The sequence below is a fragment of the Pseudomonas sp. KH_027 genome (assembly GCF_057838565.1).
In genome coordinates this window covers 3,401,987-3,423,618 of sequence record NZ_CM174470.1, presented here as the reverse complement: position 1 = coordinate 3,423,618, position 21,632 = coordinate 3,401,987, and the positions used below count along the sequence as shown (strand labels likewise).

The 21,632-nt window shown below is 65.1% G+C and carries 23 protein-coding genes; 19 read left to right on the top strand and 4 right to left on the bottom strand.

The genetic code is table 11. From position 1 onward, the window contains the following. Positions 1–9 precede the first annotated feature (9 nt). The 11 genes from cobD to AC3IYG_RS15985 all read left to right on the top strand — a co-directional run bounded on the left by cobD (position 10) and on the right by AC3IYG_RS15985 (position 9,059). Complete coding sequence (gene cobD, locus AC3IYG_RS16035) at positions 10–1,002, top strand: threonine-phosphate decarboxylase CobD (protein WP_489313933.1); 993 nt, start codon at positions 10–12, stop codon at positions 1,000–1,002. Continuing rightward, positions 999–2,450, top strand: coding sequence for a cobyric acid synthase (locus AC3IYG_RS16030; protein WP_489310023.1), 1,452 nt, complete (start codon positions 999–1,001; stop codon positions 2,448–2,450). Before cobD ends, AC3IYG_RS16030 begins: the two co-directional genes overlap by 4 nt. Before the next feature lie 13 nt (positions 2,451–2,463). Continuing rightward, the gene (gene cobU, locus AC3IYG_RS16025) at positions 2,464–2,985 is read left to right on the top strand and encodes a bifunctional adenosylcobinamide kinase/adenosylcobinamide-phosphate guanylyltransferase (RefSeq protein ID WP_489310021.1); all 522 of its coding nucleotides are present in this window, start codon (positions 2,464–2,466) and stop codon (positions 2,983–2,985) included. Continuing rightward, complete coding sequence (gene cobT, locus AC3IYG_RS16020; RefSeq protein WP_489310019.1) at positions 2,982–4,037, top strand: nicotinate-nucleotide--dimethylbenzimidazole phosphoribosyltransferase; 1,056 nt, start codon at positions 2,982–2,984, stop codon at positions 4,035–4,037. The genes cobU and cobT overlap by 4 nt, the downstream gene beginning before the upstream one ends. Continuing rightward, positions 4,034–4,606, top strand: a complete 573-nt coding sequence (locus AC3IYG_RS16015) for a histidine phosphatase family protein (protein WP_489310017.1) — start codon at positions 4,034–4,036, stop codon at positions 4,604–4,606. Before cobT ends, AC3IYG_RS16015 begins: the two co-directional genes overlap by 4 nt. A 9-nt stretch (positions 4,607–4,615) precedes the next feature. Continuing rightward, on the top strand, positions 4,616–5,350 hold the full coding sequence (locus AC3IYG_RS16010) for an adenosylcobinamide-GDP ribazoletransferase (protein WP_489313932.1): 735 nt from the start codon (positions 4,616–4,618) through the stop codon (positions 5,348–5,350). 73 nt (positions 5,351–5,423) lie between these two features. Then, the gene (locus AC3IYG_RS16005; protein WP_489310015.1) at positions 5,424–5,837 is read left to right on the top strand and encodes a MarR family winged helix-turn-helix transcriptional regulator; all 414 of its coding nucleotides are present in this window, start codon (positions 5,424–5,426) and stop codon (positions 5,835–5,837) included. A 46-nt stretch (positions 5,838–5,883) separates the two neighbouring features. Beyond that, a complete protein-coding gene (locus AC3IYG_RS16000; protein WP_489310013.1) occupies positions 5,884–7,092 on the top strand; it encodes an MFS transporter in 1,209 nt (402 codons plus the stop codon). Beyond that, a complete protein-coding gene (locus AC3IYG_RS15995; protein WP_489310011.1) occupies positions 7,089–7,211 on the top strand; it encodes a hypothetical protein in 123 nt (40 codons plus the stop codon). Before AC3IYG_RS16000 ends, AC3IYG_RS15995 begins: the two co-directional genes overlap by 4 nt. Positions 7,212–7,302: 91 nt before the next feature. Beyond that, complete coding sequence (locus tag AC3IYG_RS15990; RefSeq protein WP_489310009.1) at positions 7,303–7,854, top strand: glutathione peroxidase; 552 nt, start codon at positions 7,303–7,305, stop codon at positions 7,852–7,854. Positions 7,855–7,982: 128 nt separating this feature from the next. After that, positions 7,983–9,059 carry a DUF2167 domain-containing protein gene (locus AC3IYG_RS15985; protein ID WP_489310007.1) on the top strand — a complete coding sequence of 359 codons (1,077 nt, stop codon included), beginning with the start codon at positions 7,983–7,985 and terminating at the stop codon, positions 9,057–9,059. Between the two features lie 297 nt (positions 9,060–9,356). On the opposite strand, the gene AC3IYG_RS15980 is transcribed toward AC3IYG_RS15985, so the two are convergent. The 4 genes from AC3IYG_RS15980 to AC3IYG_RS15965 form a co-directional block, all read right to left on the bottom strand. After that, entirely contained in the window at positions 9,357–10,610 is a 1,254-nt protein-coding gene (locus AC3IYG_RS15980) for an OmpP1/FadL family transporter (RefSeq protein ID WP_489310005.1), read from the bottom strand. 166 nt (positions 10,611–10,776) lie between these two features. Further along, positions 10,777–11,256, bottom strand: coding sequence for a hypothetical protein (locus tag AC3IYG_RS15975; protein WP_489310003.1), 480 nt, complete (start codon positions 11,254–11,256; stop codon positions 10,777–10,779). A gap of 320 nt (positions 11,257–11,576) precedes the next feature. Then, positions 11,577–12,431: a sulfurtransferase gene (locus tag AC3IYG_RS15970; RefSeq protein ID WP_489310001.1), complete on the bottom strand. Its 855-nt coding sequence runs from the start codon at positions 12,429–12,431 to the stop codon at positions 11,577–11,579. Positions 12,432–12,539: 108 nt separating this feature from the next. Further along, positions 12,540–13,601, bottom strand: coding sequence for an SMP-30/gluconolactonase/LRE family protein (locus AC3IYG_RS15965; RefSeq protein WP_489309999.1), 1,062 nt, complete (start codon positions 13,599–13,601; stop codon positions 12,540–12,542). Between the two features lie 134 nt (positions 13,602–13,735). On the opposite strand from AC3IYG_RS15965, the gene rnd reads away from it, so the two are divergent. From rnd to AC3IYG_RS15925, 8 genes are all read left to right on the top strand, one after another. Further along, a complete protein-coding gene (gene rnd / locus AC3IYG_RS15960) occupies positions 13,736–14,875 on the top strand; it encodes a ribonuclease D (protein WP_489309997.1) in 1,140 nt (379 codons plus the stop codon). Continuing rightward, complete coding sequence (locus AC3IYG_RS15955) at positions 14,872–15,165, top strand: YcgL domain-containing protein (RefSeq protein WP_489309995.1); 294 nt, start codon at positions 14,872–14,874, stop codon at positions 15,163–15,165. The genes rnd and AC3IYG_RS15955 overlap by 4 nt, the downstream gene beginning before the upstream one ends. A gap of 135 nt (positions 15,166–15,300) precedes the next feature. Then, on the top strand, positions 15,301–16,233 hold the full coding sequence (locus AC3IYG_RS15950) for a D-2-hydroxyacid dehydrogenase (protein ID WP_489309993.1): 933 nt from the start codon (positions 15,301–15,303) through the stop codon (positions 16,231–16,233). 116 nt (positions 16,234–16,349) lie between these two features. After that, positions 16,350–16,799 carry a YcgN family cysteine cluster protein gene (locus tag AC3IYG_RS15945; RefSeq protein WP_489309991.1) on the top strand — a complete coding sequence of 150 codons (450 nt, stop codon included), beginning with the start codon at positions 16,350–16,352 and terminating at the stop codon, positions 16,797–16,799. Between the two features lie 72 nt (positions 16,800–16,871). After that, positions 16,872–18,095 carry a hypothetical protein gene (locus AC3IYG_RS15940; RefSeq protein ID WP_489309989.1) on the top strand — a complete coding sequence of 408 codons (1,224 nt, stop codon included), beginning with the start codon at positions 16,872–16,874 and terminating at the stop codon, positions 18,093–18,095. A gap of 74 nt (positions 18,096–18,169) precedes the next feature. Next, positions 18,170–19,057, top strand: coding sequence for a LysR substrate-binding domain-containing protein (locus AC3IYG_RS15935; RefSeq protein ID WP_489309987.1), 888 nt, complete (start codon positions 18,170–18,172; stop codon positions 19,055–19,057). 96 nt (positions 19,058–19,153) lie between these two features. Beyond that, positions 19,154–20,281, top strand: a complete 1,128-nt coding sequence (aguA, locus tag AC3IYG_RS15930; RefSeq protein ID WP_489309985.1) for an agmatine deiminase — start codon at positions 19,154–19,156, stop codon at positions 20,279–20,281. A 12-nt stretch (positions 20,282–20,293) separates the two neighbouring features. Continuing rightward, positions 20,294–21,388, top strand: coding sequence for an extracellular solute-binding protein (locus tag AC3IYG_RS15925; protein ID WP_489309983.1), 1,095 nt, complete (start codon positions 20,294–20,296; stop codon positions 21,386–21,388). Positions 21,389–21,632: the final 244 nt, after the last annotated feature.

The window sequence follows — 21,632 nt, the reverse complement described above, 5'->3', positions numbered from 1 at the left end:
TACGGCGGCATGCTTGAGCACGGCGGGCGTTTGCAACTGGCGGCGCGGCAATACGGGATCGCCGCGGCCGACTGGCTGGACCTGTCCACCGGTATCGCGCCCTGGCCCTGGCCGCTACCGGAGATTCCCCGGCGTGCCTGGGCCCGCCTGCCGGAAACCGAAGATGGTCTGGAGGCCGCCGCCAGCGCCTATTACGGTGCCGAGCAGCTGTTGCCGGTGGCCGGTTCGCAGGCTGCGATCCAACTGTTGCCGCGCTTGCGCCGCAGTGGCCGGGTTGGCGTGCTGTCGCCCTGTTACGCCGAACATGCCGAGGCCTGGCGCAAGGCCGGGCACAGCGTCCGTGAATTCGACGAGGATCAGCTGGATGCCTGCCTCGACGATCTCGACGTGCTGGTGCTGGTCAACCCGAACAACCCCACCGGGCGGCGCATTGAGCGCACACAACTGCTCGATTGGCATGCGCGGCTGGTGCGGCGGGGTGGTTGGCTGGTGGTCGATGAGGCTTTCATGGACAACACGCCGGAACACAGCCTGGCCGCCACCAGTGGCCGCGAAGGGCTGATCGTGCTGCGCTCGTTCGGCAAGTTCTTCGGCCTGGCCGGTGCCCGCTTGGGCTTTGTGCTGGCGGCAAACAGCCTGTTGCAGGCGCTGGCCGAACAGCTCGGGCCCTGGACCATCAACGGCCCGACCCGGGTGCTCGGCGCGGCCTGCCTGCGTGATGGCGAGGGACATGCCCTGCAGCGCCGGCGCTCGGCCCAGGCCAGTCAGCGCCTGGCTCAAGTGCTCGGGCGCCATGGTTTGCCGCCGGCTGGTGGCTGTGCGCTGTTCCAGTGGTTGCCGAGCAGCGAGGCGCAGGCCGTGCATGAGTTTCTCGCCCGCCGCGGCATTCTGGTCAGGTTGTTTGTGGCAAGCAGCAGCCTGCGTTTCGGCCTGCCGGCGGATGAAGCCGACTGGGCCCGCCTGGAGCAGGCGTTGCAGGCCTATCGGCTGGAGTGTGCATGAGTACGTTAATGGTCCAGGGCACGACCTCGGATGCCGGCAAAAGCACCCTGGTCGCCGCGTTGTGCCGCTGGCTGCATCGCCAGGGTGTGGCGGTGGTGCCGTTCAAGCCACAGAACATGGCGCTCAACAGTGCGGTGACCGCCGATGGCGGTGAAATCGGCCGCGCCCAGGCGGTGCAGGCCCAGGCCTGTGGCTTGGCGCCGCACACCGATATGAACCCGGTTTTGCTCAAACCCAACAGCGACACCGGTGCCCAGGTGATCATCCACGGCCGTGCCATCAGCAGCATGGAAGCGGCGGCCTACCACGACTACAAGCGCGTCGCCATGCAGGCCGTGCTGCAATCCCATCGACGCTTGAGCGGCGCTTACCGGGTGGTGATGGTGGAGGGCGCCGGTTCGCCGGCGGAGATCAACCTGCGCGCTGGCGACATCGCCAACATGGGTTTCGCCGAAGCGGTGGATTGCCCGGTGATTCTGGTGGCCGATATCGACCGTGGCGGGGTGTTCGCGCACTTGGTCGGGACCCTGGAGTTGCTTTCCGAAAGCGAACAGGCGCGGGTCCAGGGTTTTGTCATCAATCGTTTTCGCGGTGCCTTGAGCCTGTTGCAACCCGGCCTTGACTGGCTCGAACAGCGTACCGGCAAGCCGGTGCTCGGCGTGCTGCCGTACCTCAGCGATCTGCATCTGGAAGCCGAGGACGCCATCGACAGGCGCCAGACGCGCAAGGCCGAACGCGTGCTGAAAGTGGTGGTACCGGTGCTGCCACGGATCAGCAATCACACCGACTTCGACCCGTTGCGCCTGCATCCGCAGGTCGATCTGCAGTTCGTGGCGCCGGGCCAGCCGATCCCGCCGGCGGATCTGATCATCCTGCCCGGCTCGAAAAGCGTGCGCGCCGACCTGGCGTTTCTGCGCGCCAACGGCTGGGAAGACGCGCTGCAACGGCACCTGCGCTATGGCGGCAAACTGCTGGGGATCTGCGGCGGTTTGCAGATGCTCGGCCGTAACCTGCACGACCCGCTAGGCTTGGAAGGTACGGCGGGTTCCAGCTCGGGTTTCGGCCTGCTGGAGTTCGATACCGTGCTGGCGGCGGAAAAACAGCTGCGCAATGTCCAGGGCCATCTATGCCTGGAAGAGGCGCCGGTCAGCGGGTATGAAATCCATGCCGGCGTCACCAGCGGGCCGGCGCTGGCGTTTGCCGCCGTGCGCCTGGCCGATGGCCGCAACGATGGCGCGCAGAGTGCCGATGGGCAGATCCTTGGCACCTACCTGCATGGCCTGTTCGAAGCGCCGGCGGCTTGCAGCGCCTTGCTGCGTTGGGCCGGCTTGCGCGACGTGCAGGCGGTCGATTACCAGGCCCTGCGCGAGCGCGATCTCGAACGCTTGGCCGATCTGGTCGAGCAGCATCTGGACTGCGCGCGGTTGCGCGAACTCTGTGGGCTCTAGCTAAGGTTTGTGCATGATCGAACTTATTTTGGGCGGCGCCCGCTCCGGCAAAAGCAGTCTGGCCGAGCGCCTGGCGGCGCAGAGCGGCCTGCCGGTGACCTATATCGCCACCTCGCAGGCCCATGACGGCGAGATGAGCGCGCGTATCCGGCAGCACCGCGAACGGCGCCCGCGTGAGTGGGGGTTGATCGAAGAGCCGCTGGCGCTGGCCCGCGTGCTGGCGGAAAACGCCGCCGAGGATCGCTGCCTGCTGGTGGACTGCCTGACGCTGTGGTTGACCAATCTGCTGATGCTGGACGAGCCGGCGCGGCTGGCGGCCGAGCGCGAGGCGCTGCTGGCCGCTATCGCGCGACTGCCGGGGCGGATCATCCTGGTCAGCAATGAAACCGGGCTCGGCGTAGTGCCATTGGGTGAGCTGACCCGCCGTTATGTCGATGAGGCGGGCTGGCTGCACCAGGCTTTGGCCGAGCGTTGCCAGCGGGTGATTTTCACCGTCGCCGGTTTGCCCATGATTCTCAAAGGAGTGCCGTTATGAGTCTGTCCTGGTGGTCTGCACCTTGTCAGCCGCTGGATGCCATCGCCAGCAACAAGGCCCTGGCCCGCCAGCAGCAATTGACCAAGCCGGCCGGTTCGCTCGGCCAGCTGGAGCAGGTGGCGATTGACCTGGCCGGCATGCAGGGGCGCGAGCGGCCGAGCATCGACAGCCTGTGGATCGCGATTTTCGCCGCCGATCACGGCGTGGTGGCCGAGGGGGTTTCGGCCTATCCGCAAGCGGTCACCGGGCAGATGCTGCGCAACTTCGTGACCGGCGGCGCGGCTATCAGCGTGCTCGCTCGGCAGCTGGATGCCGCCCTGGAGGTCATTGACCTGGGCACCGCAGTGCCGCTGGAGCCCTTGCCGAATGTGCGGCATCTGCAGGTTGGCGCCGGTACGCAGAATTTTGCCCAGGGTCCGGCGATGACCCAGGCCCAGGCCCTGATCGCTCTGGAAGCCGGTCGCGACAGCGTGCGCCGTGCCCTCGCAGCGGGAGCCGAGCTGTATATCGGCGGCGAGATGGGGATCGGCAACACCAGTTCGGCCAGCGCCCTGGCCTGTGCCTTGCTGGGCTGTCCGGCACGCCTGATGGTCGGCCCCGGCACCGGCCTGGATGTGGCTGGCGTCGCGCATAAAGCCACGGTAATCGAGCGCGCCCTGGCGCTGCATCAGGCCCAGCTGGATGACCCGCTGGCGCTGTTGCAGCACCTCGGCGGTTTTGAAATCGCCGCGTTGGTCGGTGCCTACCTGGCCTGCGCCCAGCAAGGCTTGGCGGTGTTGGTGGATGGTTTCATCTGCAGCGTGGCGGCCTTGCTCGCGGTGCGCATCAATCCGGCTTGCCGGCAGTGGTTGCTGTTCGCCCATCGTGGCGCCGAGCCCGGTCATCAGGCGGTGCTGGAAGCCCTGCAGGCCGAGCCGTTGCTGCAGCTCGGGCTGCGTCTGGGCGAGGGCAGTGGAGCGGCGTTGGCGGTGCCTTTGTTGCAGCTGGCCTGCCGCCTGCACAGCGACATGGCGACCTTTGCCGAAGCCGCCGTGGCGGATCGCCCGGCATGAGCCTGCGGCTGGATCTGTTGCGGCACGGTGAAACCGAACTGGGCGGTGGCTTTCGTGGCAGCCTGGACGACGCGCTGACCCCCACCGGCTGGGCGCAGATGCGCGCTGCCGTCGCGGGTGCAGGGCCTTGGAACCTGATCGTCAGCTCGCCGTTGCAACGCTGCGCGACCTTTGCCGGCGAACTGGCGCAGCAGCAGGGCGTGGCCTTGCTGCTGGAAGACGATCTGCGCGAGCTGCATTTCGGCGCCTGGGAAGGCCAGAGCGCGGCGGCGTTGATGGACAGCCAAGCCAGCGCGCTGGGCCTGTTCTGGGCCGACCCTTATGCCTTCACTCCACCCGAGGGCGAGCCGCTGCTGCAATTCGCCGCGCGCGTGCTGGCGGCCACCGAGCGCCTGGCCGTACGCTACGCCGGCCAGCGCCTGCTGCTGGTGACCCATGGCGGGGTGATGCGCCTGCTGTTGGCGCAAGCGCGCGGTCTGCCCCGCGAGCAGCTGTTGCAAGTGGAAGTCGGACATGGCGCGTTGTTCGCGCTGGACGTCGCCACGCCCTTCGCGCTGAGCGAGGGTTGAGTCATGCCGATGCAGCCGCTGTTGATCGCCCTGCAATTTCTCACCTGTCTGCCGGTCCGTCTGGCTGGCATGCCGACGGCGCAACAGCTCGGGCAGTCGCTGCTCTGGTATCCGGTCGTGGGTGTGCTGCTGGGCGCCTTGCTCTGGGGCTTGAGCGTCTTGCTCGGCGGCGCGCCATTGCTGTTGCAGGCGGCCGTGTTGCTGACGGTCTGGGTGATCCTGACGGGGGCACTGCACTTGGATGGCCTGGCCGATACGGCCGATGCCTGGCTCGGCGGCCTGGGTGATCGGGAGCGCACCCTGATAATCATGAAGGACCCGCGCAGCGGGCCGGTCGCGGTGGTCACCCTGGTGCTGCTGCTGTTGCTCAAGTTCGCCGCATTGGTCGCGTTGCTTGAGCAGGGCCAGGCAGTGGCGCTCTTGCTGACACCCTGGCTGGCACGGACGCTGCTGCCGCTGTTGTTTCTCAGCACACCCTATGTGCGTGTCGGCGGGCTGGGGCAGGCCCTGGCTGAGCATTTGCCGCGGCAGGTGCTGCCCTGGGTGCTCGGCGCCCATGCCGTGACCATGCTGCTGCTGGGCTGGGCGGGGCTGCTGGCGTTGTCTTGCGCGTTGCTGATGCTGGCTTGGTTGCGGCGGCGGATGATCGCCCGGCTGGGCGGCACCACCGGCGATACCGCCGGCGCCATGGTCGAACTGGTGGAATGCGTGGTGCTGCTGAGCCTGGCCCTGGCGCACGGCTGAGGCGCCGCGCGAGCCGACCGTTCAGCCCGTTCCGGCTTGACTGTTGGCAAAGTGCGGGTATATACACGTAATCATGCTAATGACCCACTGCCTTTGTACCAAGCTGCGCCGCGCCACTCGCAGCGTGAGCAGACTCTACGACGATGCCCTGCGCGATATCGGCTTGAACGTTGCGCAGTATTCCCTGTTGAGCCATTTGCAGCGCTTGGACCAGCCGAGCATTTCCGTGCTGGCTGTGGCCATGGGCCTGGATCGCAGCACCCTGGGACGCAACCTCAAGGTGTTGCAAGCCGAAGGTCTGATTGTGCTCGGCGAGGGCGAGGATCACCGTAGTCGCCTGGTGCAACTCAGCGCGGCCGGGCGCGAACGTATCGCCCAGGCGTTGGTGGCCTGGAAGAAGGCCCAGGCGGACCTGGCCCAGCGTCTGGGCGAGGGAAAGCGCGAAGCGCTGCTGCGGCTGTTGGACGATCTGGAGCGCATCGATTGATGTTTTGCGAGACTACGCGGGTATATACCCGTATTTGGAGAGGGTAATGTCGACGAGCTGGCGGGCAAGTGTATGGGTTCTGGTCGGCGCGGCGCTGATTCTGGCGCTGTCGCTTGGCATTCGCCATGGCTTCGGCCTGTTCCTCGCGCCCATGAGTGCGGAGTTCGGCTGGGGGCGCGAGGTGTTTGCCTTCGCCATTGCCTTGCAGAACCTGATCTGGGGGCTGGCACAGCCGTTCACCGGGGCGCTGGCTGACCGTTTCGGTGCGGCGCGGGTGGTGCTGGTCGGCGGTATTCTGTATGCCGCCGGGTTGGTGTTGATGGGCCTGGCAGACTCGCCCTGGTCACTGTCGCTGAGTGCCGGCCTGCTGATCGGGATCGGCCTGTCGGGCACCTCCTTTTCAGTTCTGCTCGGGGTTGTCGGTCGTGCGGTGCCGGCCGAGAAGCGCAGCATGGCCATGGGTATTGCCAGTGCCGCGGGTTCTTTTGGCCAGTTCGCCATGTTGCCCGGCACCCTGGGGTTGATCGGCTGGCTCGGTTGGTCGGCGGCGTTGCTGGCGCTCGGTGCGCTGGTGGCATTGATCGTACCGCTGGTGAGCATGCTGCGGGATCGGCCGCTGCCGCTGCTGGGACATGAGCAGACCTTGCGCGAAGCATTGCGTGAGGCCGCTGGCCATTCCGGTTTCTGGCTGCTGGCACTGGGGTTTTTCGTTTGCGGTTTTCAGGTGGTATTCATCGGCGTGCACCTGCCGGCTTACCTGGTCGACCAGCATCTGCCGGCGCAGGTGGGCACCACGGTGTTGGCCTTGGTTGGTTTGTTCAACGTGTTCGGCACCTATATCGCCGGTTGGCTCGGCGGGCGGATGTCGAAGCCGCGCCTGCTCACCGCGTTGTACCTGGCGCGGGCGGTGGTGATCGCTTGGTTCGTGCTGGCGCCATTGAGTGTCTGGAGCGCCTATGCCTTTGGTATCGCGATGGGCCTGCTGTGGCTGTCCACCGTGCCGCTGACCAACGGCACGGTGGCGACGCTGTTCGGCGTGCGCAACCTGTCGATGCTCGGCGGTATCGTCTTCCTCTTCCATCAGTTGGGTGCTTTCCTCGGCGGTTGGTTGGGCGGTTACCTGTATGACCGCACCGGCAGCTATGACCTGGTCTGGCAGATCGCGATTGTCCTCAGCCTGCTGGCGGCGGCGCTTAACTGGCCGGTGCGCGAGCGGCCGGTGGCGCGCTTGCAGACAGAGGCGGGTGCGGCGTGAAGCGCGGCCTGGGCTGGTCGCTGGGTCTCGCTGGCGGCTTGCTGGTGCTGGCGTTGATCTGGTGGGGCTGGCAGCGCGGCGGCCTGGCCTTGATGCAACTGGGTATGGGCGCCTGCTAGGCCCGATTCCGGAGCGTTGCACGGGATCGATTGCCGCGGCGGGAGAGGGCGAGTAGCGTTGTTCCTCCGTTGTTCCTTCAGGATCCAGGCCATGACCTTGCGCAAGTTCGTCTTCTCTCTGCTCCTTGCCTCGCTGGCCGGCCCGCTGCTGGCTGCCGAGTGCCCGCCCTTGTTGCAGGGCGAGTTGCCACAATTGCGCGCCAAGGGGAGCATCGATCTCTGCCAACGCTTTGCCGGCAAACCGCTGCTGGTGGTCAATACCGCCAGCCATTGCGGCTTTGCCCCGCAGTTCAAGGGGCTCGAAGCCCTGTACAAAGGCTACAAGGAGCAGGGCCTGGAAGTGCTCGGCGTGCCTTCGGATGACTTCAAGCAGGAAGCCGCCGATTCCGCTGAAACCGCCAAGGTCTGCTACGTCAATTATGGCGTGACCTTTGCCATGACCGAGCCGCAGCAGGTCACCGGCGAACAGGCCATCCCGCTGTTCAAGGACCTGGCACGGCAGAGCAGTGCGCCGCGTTGGAACTTCTACAAGTATGTGATCGATCGCCAGGGCAAGGTGATCGCCAGTTTCTCCAGCCTGACCAAGCCGGATGACGAAGCCTTGCTGGCCGCTGTGCAGCAGGCCATTGCCTCGAAACCCTGATAGCCAGCACGCGAGCCGCTGCCTGCAGAGCCTGCTGCGGGCAGCGGCAGTGTGAACTTCGGGCGGTTAACGCTCGCCGAATTTGTTACTGTTTGTTTTTGTTCTATCCCTCTGCCCTGGAGTTGCCGATGTCGATCAAGGAACTGATCCTGGCTGGCCTGTTGGCCGCCGCCATTCCCCATGCGTTTGCCAGTCAAACTGTTGAAGAGCCTGCCGAACAGGCGCAGGGCGAGCTTTCATCCGTCGCGCAAGAAGGCCGCTTCGAGGAGCAAGACCCGGCTGTGATGGCCAAGCAGTTCCTCGACAGCCTGCACCCGCAGACCGGCAAAGTCGTCATCGGCGACAACCTGGCAACCCTGAACCTGCCCAAGCAGTTCGTCTTTCTCGATAGCGCCGAAGCCGAGCGCGTATTGACCGAGGCCTGGGGTAACCCGCCGAGCGAGCCGCTGCCGATGGGCATGATCCTGCCCGCCGGGATTTCCCCGCTGGCCGGCGAGGCCTGGGCGATGACCATCGAGTACGAAGAAAACGGCTACGTCTCCGACGAGGACGCCGCGGACATCGATTACGAGGAAATGCTCAAGGGCATGCAGGAAGACTCGGTCACCGACAACCAGTGGCGCAGCGAGCAGGGTTACGAACAGGTCCAGCTGATCGGCTGGGCCGCCGCGCCGCATTACGATGCCGACGGCAAGAAGCTTTACTGGGCCAAGGAGTTGAAGTTCGGCGAGGCGCAACAGCACACCCTCAACTACAACATCCGCGTGCTCGGTCGTCAGGGGGTGTTGGTGCTGAACTTCATCGCCGACATGAACCAGTTGGCCGATATCGAGCAAAACCTGCCGGGCGTCCTGGCCATGACCGAGTTCAACGATGGCCATCGCTACGCCGACTTCAACCCGGAACTGGACAAGGTTGCCGCTTATGGCCTGGGTGCGTTGATCGCCGGCAAGGTAGCGGCCAAGGTCGGCCTGCTGGCCGGGGCGTTGCTGCTGCTGAAGAAGTTCTGGTTCATCCTGATCGGCGGGGGCATCTGGCTGTTCAATCGCCTGCGTGGCAAGAAAGCCCAGGTGGTGCCGGTCACGCAAGAGGCTGACGCAACTGCGCCGGCAGCGGTGGCAGAGCCGTTGGCAAATGAGCCGCTTGCGGCTCCGGCGACTACCGTGCTGGATTTGAATCAGGACCAGAAGCCGCCCCAGGCTTGATACAGGCGCGGCGCAGCGCAGCGCCATGCAAATGGAAAAACGATGTCGTAGTCAAATGTTGTTGGCTGTTCAGGCTAACGCTCGATGCGCCCACTGGGTTCCCGCCTTCGTGGGGATGACGAGGTTGGCGCAAAGGTTTGTCTTGCGCCGTCATCCTCGCGAACACGGGGCTCCAGGTACACAGTGAGTAGCGCCGGCGAGTGACCCGGCCAAGAGCAGTGTGGCGCAACAGGTAGCCGGGATATGGCCAACGAAAAGCCCCGCAATTGCGGGGCTTTTCGTTGCTTGCGTAGGCGCTTAGAAGCGGTAGGTCACTTGTGTGCCGAAGCCATGCGCGGAGTTCTTGTAGGTGGAGCTGTAGGTGCCCTTGCTCGAACTGCTCAGGTCGATGTCCGCATCGTCTTCTTTCAGGTAGGAGTAGGCCAGGTCGACGGTGACATTGTCGCTGGGGCTCCAGCCGGAGCCGAGGCTGAGGATGGTGCGGTCGTCGGTGGGGATGCGCGGCGAGCGGAACTCATTGTTGGTGGGGGTCTGGTCGAAGGCCAGGCCGGCGCGCAGCACCCATTGCGGGTTCAGCTTGTAGGCCGCACCGACCGCGTAGGACCAGGTGTCATGCCATTTCTGTTCTTCGCTGATGGTGCTGAAGGCCGAGGCCAATGGGCCGCTGAGGCCCTGGTTGTTGACGGTGATTTCTTCCAGGCGGCTCCAGCGCGTCCAGGTGCTGCCGGCGTAGATCGTCCAGCTGTCATTGAGGTCGTGGGTCACCGAGAGGTCGACCGACTCCGGGGTTTTCAGGTCCAGGGAGGCATCGTACTTGCCGGCGGCGTTCAGGGCTGCGAGGGTGTTACCGGAAATCCTGGTGTCACCTTCGAGGGTGTAGTCGACCATCGAGTGATAGGTCAGACCCAGGCGGGTATGCGCTGTCAGCTCGAACAGCAGGCCCGCGTTAAAGCCCAGGGCAACGTCGTCGCCCTTGATCTTCACCTGGCCATCGGAGCCAGCAGCCACGGCGGACGTCAGCTCGCCGTCGATACGGTTGATGGTCGGGCCGAAGCCGACCGAGAGCTGATCATTGACTTGGTAGCTGAGGGTTGGCTGCAGCGTCATCACCCGCACTTCACTGCGGTCACCGTAGTAACGGCCCTGGAAGCCGCTTTCATAGTCGGTCACCAGGCCGAACGGCGCATACACGCCGACCCCGAAGGTCCACTTATCGTCCAGCGGCTTGACGTAGTAACCCATCGGCACGCCGATGAACGGCACCATGTCGCCGTCATTGCTGCCACGGAAGCTGCCGCTGGCATCGTCGATATCGGTCTTGGCGCTCAGCAGGGCCAGGCCGCCGCTGATTTGTTCGCGTTTGAGGCGGGACATGCCGGCCGGATTGCCGAATACGGTGGTGGCATCCTCGGCGGAAGAGGAGCGTCCGGCATAGGCGGTGCCCATGCTGCTGATGCTTTGTTCATTGAGGGCAAAGCCGCCAGCCAGGCTGTGGCTGGATACGGCGCCGATGGCCAGGGCGAGGGTGGTCTTGAACCAGGCTTGTTTCATCGGGGGTAAATCCTGTGGGGTAAGGCGGGGGGCGGAAATTAGCAGGAATCACCGAACCTGGCCAGTCGGTAAAAGCGGCGAGTTAGAGCGGTTTGTCGGACAATTTGAATCAAAATGCTGGCATCTGCTGCGATCCTGCACGAGCCTGCTCAGGCGTGCGGCCCGCTCAGGCGACCTGGCTGACGTCGCCGATACAGTGCTGCCAGGCCTCGATGAAGTCACGCAGGCGGCCCTGTGGCTGGAACACCTGACGCCAGACATGGGCCAGGCCGAGCAGGTCGTCGGCGGCGGGCAACTGGCTTTGCTCGGCTTCCACCAGCAACCAGGCGATGGCCGTGGCGTAGCGCAGATTCACCGTCAGTTCGAGGTGCGGCGCAGCCAGGAACGCATGCTGGCTGGCGAGGCCGCGGACTTGGCTGGCCAATTCGGGATCAAGGGCCAGATGCTGGTCCCAGAGCAGTTGATGACGCAGGTCGGCGATGCGGTAGAGGCCGTGGCCGTGGCTGTGGTCGAGGGCGGAGCCGAGTGCCGACTGGCAGGCGGCGGCACCGAGCAGGAGGGCTTCGGCACTGGCCGAATGACGCCCCAGGTAGAGGAGGGTAGGGCGGATAACGTGCTGACTCAACTCGCTGGCGGCAATGCCCATGGGAACCTCGTGAAAGGTGTCCGGCAGGGCCAGGGCGCATGGCAGCTTCGACTCATTGTTCTAGAAAGGCCCCACCGGGAGCGGGGTTAGCCGCTCATGTTGAAGTGTAGTGCGATCTTTCGGCTGTAAAGGGCTGTTTTTAAATCGTTTCCAGCTTTTGGTTATTGCCGATATTCCGCCTGGTGCTTAGCAGGCGAGCGCATGGCGCCTCAGGTTCGCGTGCACGATGCCCGGTAAGCAGGCCGGTGCGCAGCGAAGAGTCCGAGGTCTGGCCTGGTCTGGCGTACTGCTGCGCGAGTGCGCCATGCGATTGCCTGCCCTCACTCACCCGTGGCGATGGGCCGTTGCGGGTCGGTGATCCACTCGCTCCAGGAGCCGGCATACAGTGGCGCCAGTCCATAACCGGCAAGGCTCAGGGCGAACAGGTTGTGGCAGGCCGTCACGCCGGAGCCGCAATAGGCCACCAGTCCGGCCGGCGGGCGCTGGGCCAATTGGTCGGCGAAGCGCTGGCGCAGTTGTTTGGCAGGCAGAAAACGGCCGTCGGCGTCGAGGTTGTCGGTAAACGCCGCGCACCGAGCACCGGGGATGTGCCCGGCGACCGGGTCGATCGGTTCCACTTCGCCGCGAAAGCGCGGCAGGGCGCGGGCATCGAGCAGGGTCAGCTGCGGATCGCCAAGGCGCTGCTGCAACTGTTCGGCATCCACCAGCAGGCTGGCGTCGGGCTGGCCGTGAAAGTTGCCGCGGCGCGCGCTCGCCGGTTCGGCGCTCAAGGGCAGGCCGGCGGCGCGCCAGGCCTTCAGGCCACCGTCGAGCAGGAATACGCCGTCACGCTTGCCGAGCCAGGCCAGCAGCCACCAGGCGCGAGCGGCAAAGGCGCCGGGGCCGTCGTCATACAGCACCACCTCGCTGGTTGCGTCCAGGCCCCAGTCACGCAGGCGCTCGATCAGCTCGGTGGGCTCCGGCAAGGGGTGGCGGCCGCTGCGGCCTTTGACGATCGGCCCGGAGAGGTCGCGCTCCAGGTCGGCGAACTGCGCGCCGGCGAGATGCCCTTCGGCGTAGCTGCGCTGGCCATAGGCCGGATCATCGAGGGCGAATCGGCAGTCGAGGATCAGCACGCCGGGTTGGCCCAGGCGAGCGGCCAGTTGCTGAGGGTCGAGCAGTTGCGCGAGGGGCATGACGGGCTCCTGAGTGGTGTCGAGGTCAGGGCCCATCATAAACGCAGAAAGTCGTAGTACGCCGCCCCCGGTGCTTGCACTCCGGCGAGGACGGCAGAGGGCGCGGGCTCAGTCGATCTTCAGCTTGCCGATGCGGTCATTGTTCAAACTGCCGAAGTACAGGTAGCCGCCCACCGGCTTGACCGAGGTGACCATGCGCAAGTTGACGCCGCTGGTGTCGTGCAGGCTGCGGATGATTTCACCCTGCTCGTTGACGGCGATGGCCAGGCCGTAAGCGGCGGGTTGCGGCCACATGCTGCGTGGCAACTTGGCGAGCTGCTTTTTCAGCCAGGGGCTTTGCTGCAGGAAGTCGGCGTCGGCTTTGCGCGGCGCGGGCAGGGCCACCCAGAAGGTGCCGGCGCGGTCGCCTTGCAGGTTGTCGGGCATGCCCGGCAGGTTGTCGATGAACACGTCGTGGCTGCCGGCCTTCTCGCCGCTCAGCCAGTAGCGGCTGATGCGGTAGCGGTAGGTTTCGTTGACCAGCACGAAGTCTTCCTTGGCCGACAGGGCGACGCCGTTGGCGAAGTACAGGTCCTTGAGCAGTACCTCGGTCTTGCCGGTAGCCGGGTCGTAGCGCAACAGGCGACCATAAGGGCGGCCTTCGAGCAGATCGAGCAGGTAGTCCGGCTGTTCGAACTTGCTCGAGGCATCGGAGAAGTAGATGCGCCCGTCGCTGGCGATATCCAGATCGTCGGTGAAGCGCAACGGCTGCCCCTCGGCCTGGGTGCTGAGCACACTGATCTGCCCTTGCGGGTCAATGCTGAGCAAGCCTTTGTAGGCGTCGGCGACGATCAGGTTGCCCTGGGCATCGAAGTCCATGCCCAGTGGGCGGCCTTGGGTGTCGGCAAAGGTTTCCAGGCTGCCATCGGTCTTGATCCGTACGACGTTGCCGTTATGCAGGCCGGCGTAGACCTGGCCTCGGGCATCGACAGCGGTGTCTTCCGGGCCATGGAGCTGCCCCTTGGCCAGTAATTCGGCCTTCATCAGGGTGTCGTTGGGTTCCAGCACGCCGGCCAGGGCTGGCGCTTTCGCCGGTGTCCAGGCCAGGGGGTCGATCGGGCTGGGGGTGAGCGCAAGGTAGATCGCGGCAGCGGCGATCAGCAGGGCAAGCAGGCCCAAGAGCTTTTTCATGACATATCCTTGTTCTGATTCTTGTCGGACAAGCGCCGGCAGCATAGGAGGGCGCACGGCAGACGGCAAGCCGCGAATCTCCGGCAAGCGCCGGGGTCGATATATACTGCGCGCCATTATTCAAGGAGAGTCATGTGGCCATCGATATTCATTGGATTCGTGACGACGCCAGCTTGGCGCAACATTGCGCCGAGTGGCAGCGCCTGCCTTATGTGGCCCTCGATACAGAATTCATGCGGGTCGACACCTTTTACCCGATCGCCGGGTTGCTGCAGGTGTGCGACGGTGCCCGGGTTTATCTGATCGATCCCCTGCCGATCACGGACTGGACGGCATTCGGCGCGTTGCTGGAAGACCCGGCGGTGACCAAGGTGCTGCACGCCTGCAGCGAAGACCTGGAAGTGTTCCTGCGCCTGACCGGCCGCTTGCCGGTGCCGCTGTTCGACACCCAGCTGGCGGCCGCCTATCTCAACCTCGGTTTCTCCATGGGCTACTCGCGCCTGGTGCAGAGCGTGCTGGGCATCGAGTTGCCCAAGGGCGAGACCCGCTCGGACTGGCTGCAGCGCCCGCTGTCGGAAACGCAAATCAGCTACGCCGCCGAAGATGCCTTGCACCTGGCGCAGGTCTACGAGGCCTTGCAGCTCAAGCTGTCGGCCGAGAAAAGCGCCTGGGTGCTGGAGGACGGTGCCGAACTGGTGCTCAACCTGCGCCGCGAGATCGACCCGGACGAGGTCTACCGCGAAGCCAAGATGGCCTGGAAGCTGGCACCGGAAAAACTCGTGGTGCTGCGCGAGCTGTGCGCCTGGCGCGAGCGTGAGGCGTGGGCGCGCAATCAGCCGCGCAACCGGATCATCCGGGAAAACTCGCTGTGGCCGTTGGCCCGTACCCAGCCGGATAACCTGGTGGCGCTGGCGCGCATCGACGACATGCACCCCAAGACGGTGCGCCAGGATGGCGAGTTCATTCTCAAGCTGATCAAGCAAGCCGCCGCCACGCCAGCCGCCGAGTGGCCGCCGGCACTGCCCGAGCCATTGCCGATGGAAGCCGCGGCATTGCTCAAGGCACTGCGCGGCATTGGCCAGCGCGAAGCCGAGCGGCTGGACATGGCGCCGGAGCTGATGCTGCGTAAGAAAACCCTCGAAGCGCTGCTGAAAAGCGGCTACCCCAACGGCCCGTACCAGTTGCCCGACTCGTTGCGCGGCTGGCGGCGTGAATTGATGGGCCAGGCACTGCTCGACAGCCTGGCCGCGCAACCCCAGGAAGAACAGGCATGAAACGCATCTGCTCGATCTACAAGAGCCCGCGCAAGAACGAGATGTACCTCTATGTGCTCAAGGCGGATGCGCTGAAGCGGGTGCCGGAGTCGCTGCTGGTTGCGTTCGGCCCACCGAAGCACACCTTCGACCTGGTTTTGAGCCCTGATCGGCAATTGGCCCGCGAGGACATCCACAAGGTGCTGGAGAACCTCGAAAGCCAGGGCTATCACCTGCAAATGCCGCCGGCCGAAGACGAGTACATCGAGCATCTGCCGGAAGAGCTGCTGCGCCGCAACGACCCGATCTAGCGATACCGATACCGCGCGGGCAGCGCCAGCCAGCGCTGTTCGTCTGCCTGCGGGCCGCCCTCCAAGTACTGCAGCCACCGCCTGCCGGTTACCCGGCAGACGGTGGCTGGCTATTTTTTGCAAAGGTTTCAAGTCATGCGCGTTTTGATTGCCGAACACCAGCACGCCACCTATGCCGACCTGCTGCGTCGCACCATGCCTGCGCTGGAGGTGCGGGCCAGCGATGATCCCACCGAGCTGGCCAAGCTGGCCGCCGATTGCCCCCTCTGGCTGGGCCAGCCGGATCTGCTCGCGCCGTTGCTGCGCAAAGGCCACCAGCCGCAATGGCTGCAGTCGACCTGGGCCGGCATCACGCCGCTGTTGGCCGATGGCCTGCCGCGTGACTATCGCCTGACCCGCGCGGTCGGGATCTTCGGTCAGGTGATGGCCGAGTATGTACTCACCTATATGCTCGCCCACGAGCGCGAAGTGCTGGCGCGGCTGGCCAGTCAGATCGAGCGGCATTGGGACAGCCGCCCGCCGCACAGCCTCGCCGGGCGTCGCGTGCTGATCGTCGGCACCGGCGATATCGGCGTCAGCGTGGCGCAGTTCCTCGCACCGTTTGCCGTCGAGTTGTTCGGTGTGGCCCGCGAGCCCCGAGCCCTGGCGCCGTTCGTGGAAGTCGCCGGCCTGGATGAGCTCGGCCGGTTGGTGGAACAGGCCGACTACGTGATCAACCTGTTGCCGGATACTCCGGCCACTCAAGATATCTACACGGCCGCACTGTTCGCCCGATTCAAGCCCAGCGCGCTGTTCATCAATGCCGGGCGTGGCGCTGCGGTGGTCGATGCCGACCTCGTCGCGGCGCTGCGCGAGGGCCATCTGGCGGGCGCGGTGATCGATGTCTGCCGCCAGGAGCCGTTACCCAGTCGTCACCCGTTCTGGACCGCGTTCGGCCTGATCCTCACCGGCCATAGCTCGGCACCGACCCAGCCCGGCCTGATGGCGCAGCTGTTTGTCGATAACCTCGAACGCTACCAGGCCGACGCGGTTCTGCGCGGCGAAGTGGATTTCGTGCGCGGCTATTAAGAGTGGTTCGCAGTCAGCGGCGCAGCGCGCCAACCGTTCGGCATCGCGGCCTTGGCCGGCTCACGGGGCCACGCTAGACTGCCGGCCCTTTCGCCAGTCACCCCGTACCGATCGCCATGGCCGCCAAAGTCGAACCCTTCTGGAAACGCAAAACCCTCGACCAGCTCGATCAGGACGAGTGGGAGTCGCTGTGCGACGGCTGCGGTCTGTGCTGCCTGCAAAAGCTCGAGGACGAGGATGACGGTAGCGTTTACTACACGCGCATCGCCTGCAAGCTGCTCGACCTGAAAAGCTGCCGCTGCACCGATTACAGCAACCGGCGCCAGTTCGTGCCCGACTGCATCCAGCTCACGCCGGGGCAGGCCAACGAGTTCCAGTGGCTGCCGCCGACCTGCGGTTACCGCCTGGTGGCCGAAGGCAAGGATTTGCATCACTGGCATCCGCTGGTGTGTGGCGATCCGGAAATGGTCCACAACGCCGGCATCTCCCAGTCCGGTAACATGCTCAGCGAAAACAGCGTGGCTGAGGATGATTGGGAGGATTACATGATTTTCCGCTCCGGCTGAGTCAGGGCTGAATCAATCGGAGCCGGCCGAGTCATAGGGAATGAACCGCGCTGCGTTAGCCAAGGAACCGTGATGCCCATTCGCTTGAATCTGCTGTTGTCCGTCGTCTTGCTGGCCCTGAGTACGCCACTCTGGGCCGTGCAGAAGGTCGACCTGGATTACCATGTACGTTTTCTGCCCGCGAGCGATCAGGCCGAGGTGCGCCTGACCCTGGAAGAGGGGCAGGCAGTCAGAAGCCTGAGCTTCGACCTCGGTAAAAAGGGCTACTTCAGCGATTTCAAGGCCGACGGCAACTGGCAGCAGCAGGGTGCCGAGCGCGGCACCTGGCAGCCGGCGGCCGGCAAGGCCAGCTTGAGCTACCGCGTGCGCATCAGCCACCCGCGCAAGTCCGGCAGCTTCGATGCGCGGATGACCGAGGACTGGGCGTTGCTGCGTGGCGATGATCTGGTGCCCAGTGCGCGGTTGGAGCAGAAGCACGCCGTCGAATTGGTCTCGCGCCTCGAATTCGAACTGCCTGCAGGCTGGCAAAGCATCGAAACCGGCTGGCCGCGGATCGGCAAGAAGCGCTTTCGTATCGACAACCCCTCGCGGCATTTCGACCGCCCGACCGGCTGGATACTGGCCGGTAAAATCGGTACCCGGCGCAGCAAGCTGGGGGAGACCGAAGTCACCATCGCCGCGCCTATCGGCGCCGGCATGCGGCGGATGGACATCCTCACGCTGCTGACCTTCGTCTGGCCCGAAGTGCAGGCGGTGTTCCCGCGTGACCCGGCCAAGCTGCTGGTGGTCGGCGCCGCTAATCCGATGTGGCGCGGCGGCTTGTCGGCCTCCAACTCCTTATTCATGCACGCCGACCGGCCGCTGGTCAGCGAGAACGGCACCAGCTCCCTGGTGCATGAGCTGGTGCATGTGTTCAGCCGCATCCGCGACACCGACAGAAGCGACTGGATCAGCGAAGGCCTGGCCGAGTATTACGCCATCGAACTGGTGCGCCGTGCCGGTGGCATGAGCGAGGAGCGCTATCAGGCGGTGCGCGCCAACCTGAAGACATGGAGCAGCAAAGTCGGCAGCCTGCGCGGCGAGAGCGTCAGCGGCGCGACCACCGCCCGTGCGGTATTGCTGTTGCAGGAGCTGGACCGGGAAATCCGTCAGCGCACCGAGAACCAACGCTCGCTGGACGATGTCAGCCGTGGCCTGATGCGCCTGGACGTGGTCAGCACCAAGGACTTCATCGAAGTCACCAATGAGCTGATGGCCGAGCCCTCCGAGGTGCTGGATACTGCACTGCTACGTTAAGCGTCGCCGCTTAAGCCTGGACGTCAACGCCGCGCTGGGCGAGGATTCGGCGCACTCCGTCTTCGAGGCTTTCCATGCGTCGTCTACCCTCGCTCACCGCCCTGCGCACGTTCGAGTGCGCCGCCCGCCACGCGCATTTCGGTCGCGCTGCCGCTGAACTCTGCGTGACCGACAGCGCCGTCAGCCACCAGATTCGTCAGCTTGAGGAGCAACTGGGTACCAGCCTGTTCGTCCGCGATGGCCGTCAGGTCAACCCGACGCCGGCGGCACAGCGGTTGTTGCATAGCCTGCAGCAAGCCTTTGAGCTGATTGGCGAGGCCTGCGATGAGCTGCGCGACCCCGGTTCGCAAGCGCAACTGCGTGTCGCGGTTACCGCCGAGCTGGCGCAGAAATGGCTGGTCAGCCGCTTGGCCGACTTCAGCGCACGCTTCCCGCATATCACCCTGCACCTACATGAGCAGGCGCTGGAAGGGCGCGTGCCGGGTAACGATATCGACCTGGCGATCACCTATGGCACCGGCCCGGAAGATGCCAGTGCCTATTTCGTGCGGCCGCTGCCGACCCTGCAGTTCTTCCCCGTGTGCAGCCCCGGCCTGTTCAACCAGGGCGGCTTGAAACAGCCGCGCGACCTGGCGCGGCATTGCCTGCTGCATGACGACCAGGACGGCAAGACCTGGATGGCCTGGCTGACGACCCATGCCGGTGATATCCAGGCCAGTCGCCAGCTCTACTTCCCGCATGCCGGGCTGGCGCTGGAGGCCGCCGCGCAGGGGCAGGGCGTGGCCATGGGCGACAACCTGACGGCCACCGAAGACCTGGCCAGCGGTCGCCTGGTCAGGCCTTTCGCCGCCAGCGTGACCTCGCTTGGGCAGTACGCCCTGGTTTGCGAGCGCATTCGCCTGGAGAAACCGGCGGTATTGCAGTTCGTCGATTGGCTAAGCGATCACCTGGCAAACTCATGAATTGAATTCAAGAGTTCCGCGATAATCGTCATTGGCAGCCCGCCCTGAGCGGCGCGTACTGTCTGGGCATCTCTCCACAACAATAAGAGGTGTTCCATGGCGCGTTCCCTGGCTTCCACTCCCAAGGCCGATGGCTTCCGTCTACCCGGCGAGTTCGAGCGCAAGGCCGGTTGCTGGCTGGGTTGGCCGGAGCGCCCGGATGTCTGGCGCAATGGCGGCAAGCCGGCGCAGCAGGTCTGGGTGCAGATCGCCAGTGCGATTGCCGAGAGCGAGCCGGTGACCATCTGCGCTTCCAGCAGCCAGTACGCCAACGCCCGCCGCCTGCTGCCGGCGCACATCCGCGTGGTGGAAATGAGCTGCAACGACACCTGGTTCCGCGACAGCGGCCCGTGCTTCGTGGTCAACGACGCGACGGGCGAGGTGCGCGGCGTGGACTTCGAGTTCAACGCCTATGGTGGCCTCGACGGCGGCCTCTACTACCCGTGGGACAAGGACGACCAGATCGCGCAGAAGATCCTCGAAATCGAGCGCTTCGACCGCTACCGTGCACCGCTGATCGCCGAGCTCGGCGGCATCCAGGCGGATGGCCAGGGCAGCATCCTCACCACCGAGCAATGCCTGCTCAACCGCAACCGCAATGCCGAGCTGGGCAAGAGCGAGGTGACCAAGCGGCTGACCGACTACCTCGGCGCCGAACAGGTGATCTGGCTGCCGCGCGGCTGCAAGTTCGACGAGACCGACGGCCATGTCGACGACCTGGCCTGCTTCGTGCGCCCTGGCGAGGTGGTGCTGCAGTGGACCGACGAGCGCGACGACCCGCAGTGGGAAATCTACCAGGAGGCCTATGACATCCTGCGCAGTACCCGCGACGCCCGTGGTCGCGAATTGATCGTGCATAAACTGCCGCAACCGCGGGTGCTGGAGTGGACGGCCGAGGAGGCCGCCGGTCTGGACCAGAACGATGGCACCCACCTGCGCCAGGCCGGCACCAAAATTTGTGCCTCCTACATCAACTACTACGCCGGCAACTCGGTGATCGTGTTGCCGCTGTTCGGCGATGCCAACGATCGCGTGGCGCAGGCGACCCTGGCCGAGCTGTTCCCCAAGCACCGGATCGTCGGCATCGACAACTCGCGGGAAATCCTCCTCGGCGGCGGCAACGTCGCCTGCATCACCATGCCGCAGTACGCGGCGGCCACCCACGACTCTGCCACCAACAGCTAGAGGAGCACGGCGATGAACCTTCGTACTTTGCTCACCAGCGCCTGCCTCGGCCTTGCCGCGGCAGGCGCGCAGGCGGCCAGCGACAAGCCCCAGGTCAATCTGTACATCTGGAGTGAATACCTGGCGCCGGACACCCTGGCTACGTTCGAAGCCAAGACCGGCATCCATGTGGTGGCCGATCACTTCGACTCGCTGGAAACCGTCGAGACCAAGCTGCTCACCGGCCACAGTGGCTATGACCTGGTGCTGACCGCGGGCCAGCACCTGACCCGTGCCATCACCAGCGGCGCCCTGCAGCCGTTGGACAAGTCGCAGTTGCCGCACTTCTCCGGGCTCGATCCAGAGTTCGCCAGGCACATGGCGAGCTTCGATCCGGGCAACCGCTACGCCGGGCTGTACGTCTGGGGCACGACCGGCATCGGCTATCAGCAGCAGGCGATCCAGGCGCGGATGGCGGATGCACCCGTGGACAGCTGGTCGATGTTGTTGGACCCGCAAGTGGTGGCGCGTTTCGCCGACTGCGGGGTGAGCTACCTCAACGACCCGAATGAAGTATTCGCCGCCGCCATGCGTTACCTGGGCCTGGACATCAACCGGCAGAATCTGGACGACCTCAAAGCCGCCGAGGCGCATTTGGCGAAGATCCGCCCTTATATCCGCTATTTCGATAACGATCGCAACATCAACGACCTGGCTAACGGCAACACCTGTCTGGCGATGTCCTGGAACGGCAACGTCGCAATAGCCGCCTCCCAGGCCGAACAGGCCGGCAAGCCGTTCAACCTGAAATACCAGATCCCCAAGGAAGGCACCTTGCTCTGGTTCGATGCCATGGTCATTCCCAAGGATGCCCCGCACCCGGAAGCCGCCCTGGCGCTGATGGATCACCTGATGACTCCGGAAATCATCGGCGCTATCACCAACACCATCTATTACGCCAACGCCGTGCCGGCGGCGGCCAAGACGGTCGATGCGGCGATCCTCCACGACCCCGGCACTTACCCGCCACAAGCGGTGCGCGCCGCGCTCTATACCAAGAACGACAATGCTCGCGAGTTCAATCGCGCGCTGACCCGGGCTTTCAGCCGGTTGAAGTCGGGGCTATGAAGGCGGACGGGCGGGGCCGGGTGGGCTGCTCGCCCGTAGGGTGGATTAGCCGCGCAGCGGCGTAATCCAGCGTGTCGCGAAAAAACCAACAACCCGCACAAGGCGAGGGTTCAAGCAAAACCGGAGCATGTCGATCAGGCGGTTCGCGGTGGAAGCCCCTTCGGGGATTCCACCCTACGATCTGACCCGGGCTTTCAGTAGGGTGGATTAGCCGCGCAGCGGCGTAATCCAGCGTGTCGCGAAA

Excerpts from the sequence above, each read along its gene's own strand:
- cobD (WP_489313933.1), top strand. The coding sequence starts at position 10 with ATGCTTGAGCACGGCGGGCGTTTGCAACTGGCGGCGCGGCAATACGGG.
- AC3IYG_RS16030 (WP_489310023.1), top strand. The coding sequence starts at position 999 with ATGAGTACGTTAATGGTCCAGGGCACGACCTCGGATGCCGGCAAAAGC.
- cobU (WP_489310021.1), top strand. The coding sequence starts at position 2,464 with ATGATCGAACTTATTTTGGGCGGCGCCCGCTCCGGCAAAAGCAGTCTG.
- cobT (WP_489310019.1), top strand. The coding sequence starts at position 2,982 with ATGAGTCTGTCCTGGTGGTCTGCACCTTGTCAGCCGCTGGATGCCATC.
- AC3IYG_RS16015 (WP_489310017.1), top strand. The coding sequence starts at position 4,034 with ATGAGCCTGCGGCTGGATCTGTTGCGGCACGGTGAAACCGAACTGGGC.
- AC3IYG_RS16010 (WP_489313932.1), top strand. The coding sequence starts at position 4,616 with ATGCAGCCGCTGTTGATCGCCCTGCAATTTCTCACCTGTCTGCCGGTC.
- AC3IYG_RS16005 (WP_489310015.1), top strand. The coding sequence starts at position 5,424 with ATGCTAATGACCCACTGCCTTTGTACCAAGCTGCGCCGCGCCACTCGC.
- AC3IYG_RS16000 (WP_489310013.1), top strand. The coding sequence starts at position 5,884 with ATGTCGACGAGCTGGCGGGCAAGTGTATGGGTTCTGGTCGGCGCGGCG.
- AC3IYG_RS15990 (WP_489310009.1), top strand. The coding sequence starts at position 7,303 with ATGACCTTGCGCAAGTTCGTCTTCTCTCTGCTCCTTGCCTCGCTGGCC.
- AC3IYG_RS15985 (WP_489310007.1), top strand. The coding sequence starts at position 7,983 with ATGTCGATCAAGGAACTGATCCTGGCTGGCCTGTTGGCCGCCGCCATT.
- AC3IYG_RS15980 (WP_489310005.1), bottom strand. The coding sequence starts at position 10,610 with ATGAAACAAGCCTGGTTCAAGACCACCCTCGCCCTGGCCATCGGCGCC.
- AC3IYG_RS15975 (WP_489310003.1), bottom strand. The coding sequence starts at position 11,256 with ATGGGCATTGCCGCCAGCGAGTTGAGTCAGCACGTTATCCGCCCTACC.
- AC3IYG_RS15970 (WP_489310001.1), bottom strand. The coding sequence starts at position 12,431 with ATGCCCCTCGCGCAACTGCTCGACCCTCAGCAACTGGCCGCTCGCCTG.
- AC3IYG_RS15965 (WP_489309999.1), bottom strand. The coding sequence starts at position 13,601 with ATGAAAAAGCTCTTGGGCCTGCTTGCCCTGCTGATCGCCGCTGCCGCG.
- AC3IYG_RS15955 (WP_489309995.1), top strand. The coding sequence starts at position 14,872 with ATGAAACGCATCTGCTCGATCTACAAGAGCCCGCGCAAGAACGAGATG.
- AC3IYG_RS15950 (WP_489309993.1), top strand. The coding sequence starts at position 15,301 with ATGCGCGTTTTGATTGCCGAACACCAGCACGCCACCTATGCCGACCTG.
- AC3IYG_RS15945 (WP_489309991.1), top strand. The coding sequence starts at position 16,350 with ATGGCCGCCAAAGTCGAACCCTTCTGGAAACGCAAAACCCTCGACCAG.
- AC3IYG_RS15940 (WP_489309989.1), top strand. The coding sequence starts at position 16,872 with ATGCCCATTCGCTTGAATCTGCTGTTGTCCGTCGTCTTGCTGGCCCTG.
- AC3IYG_RS15935 (WP_489309987.1), top strand. The coding sequence starts at position 18,170 with ATGCGTCGTCTACCCTCGCTCACCGCCCTGCGCACGTTCGAGTGCGCC.
- aguA (WP_489309985.1), top strand. The coding sequence starts at position 19,154 with ATGGCGCGTTCCCTGGCTTCCACTCCCAAGGCCGATGGCTTCCGTCTA.
- AC3IYG_RS15925 (WP_489309983.1), top strand. The coding sequence starts at position 20,294 with ATGAACCTTCGTACTTTGCTCACCAGCGCCTGCCTCGGCCTTGCCGCG.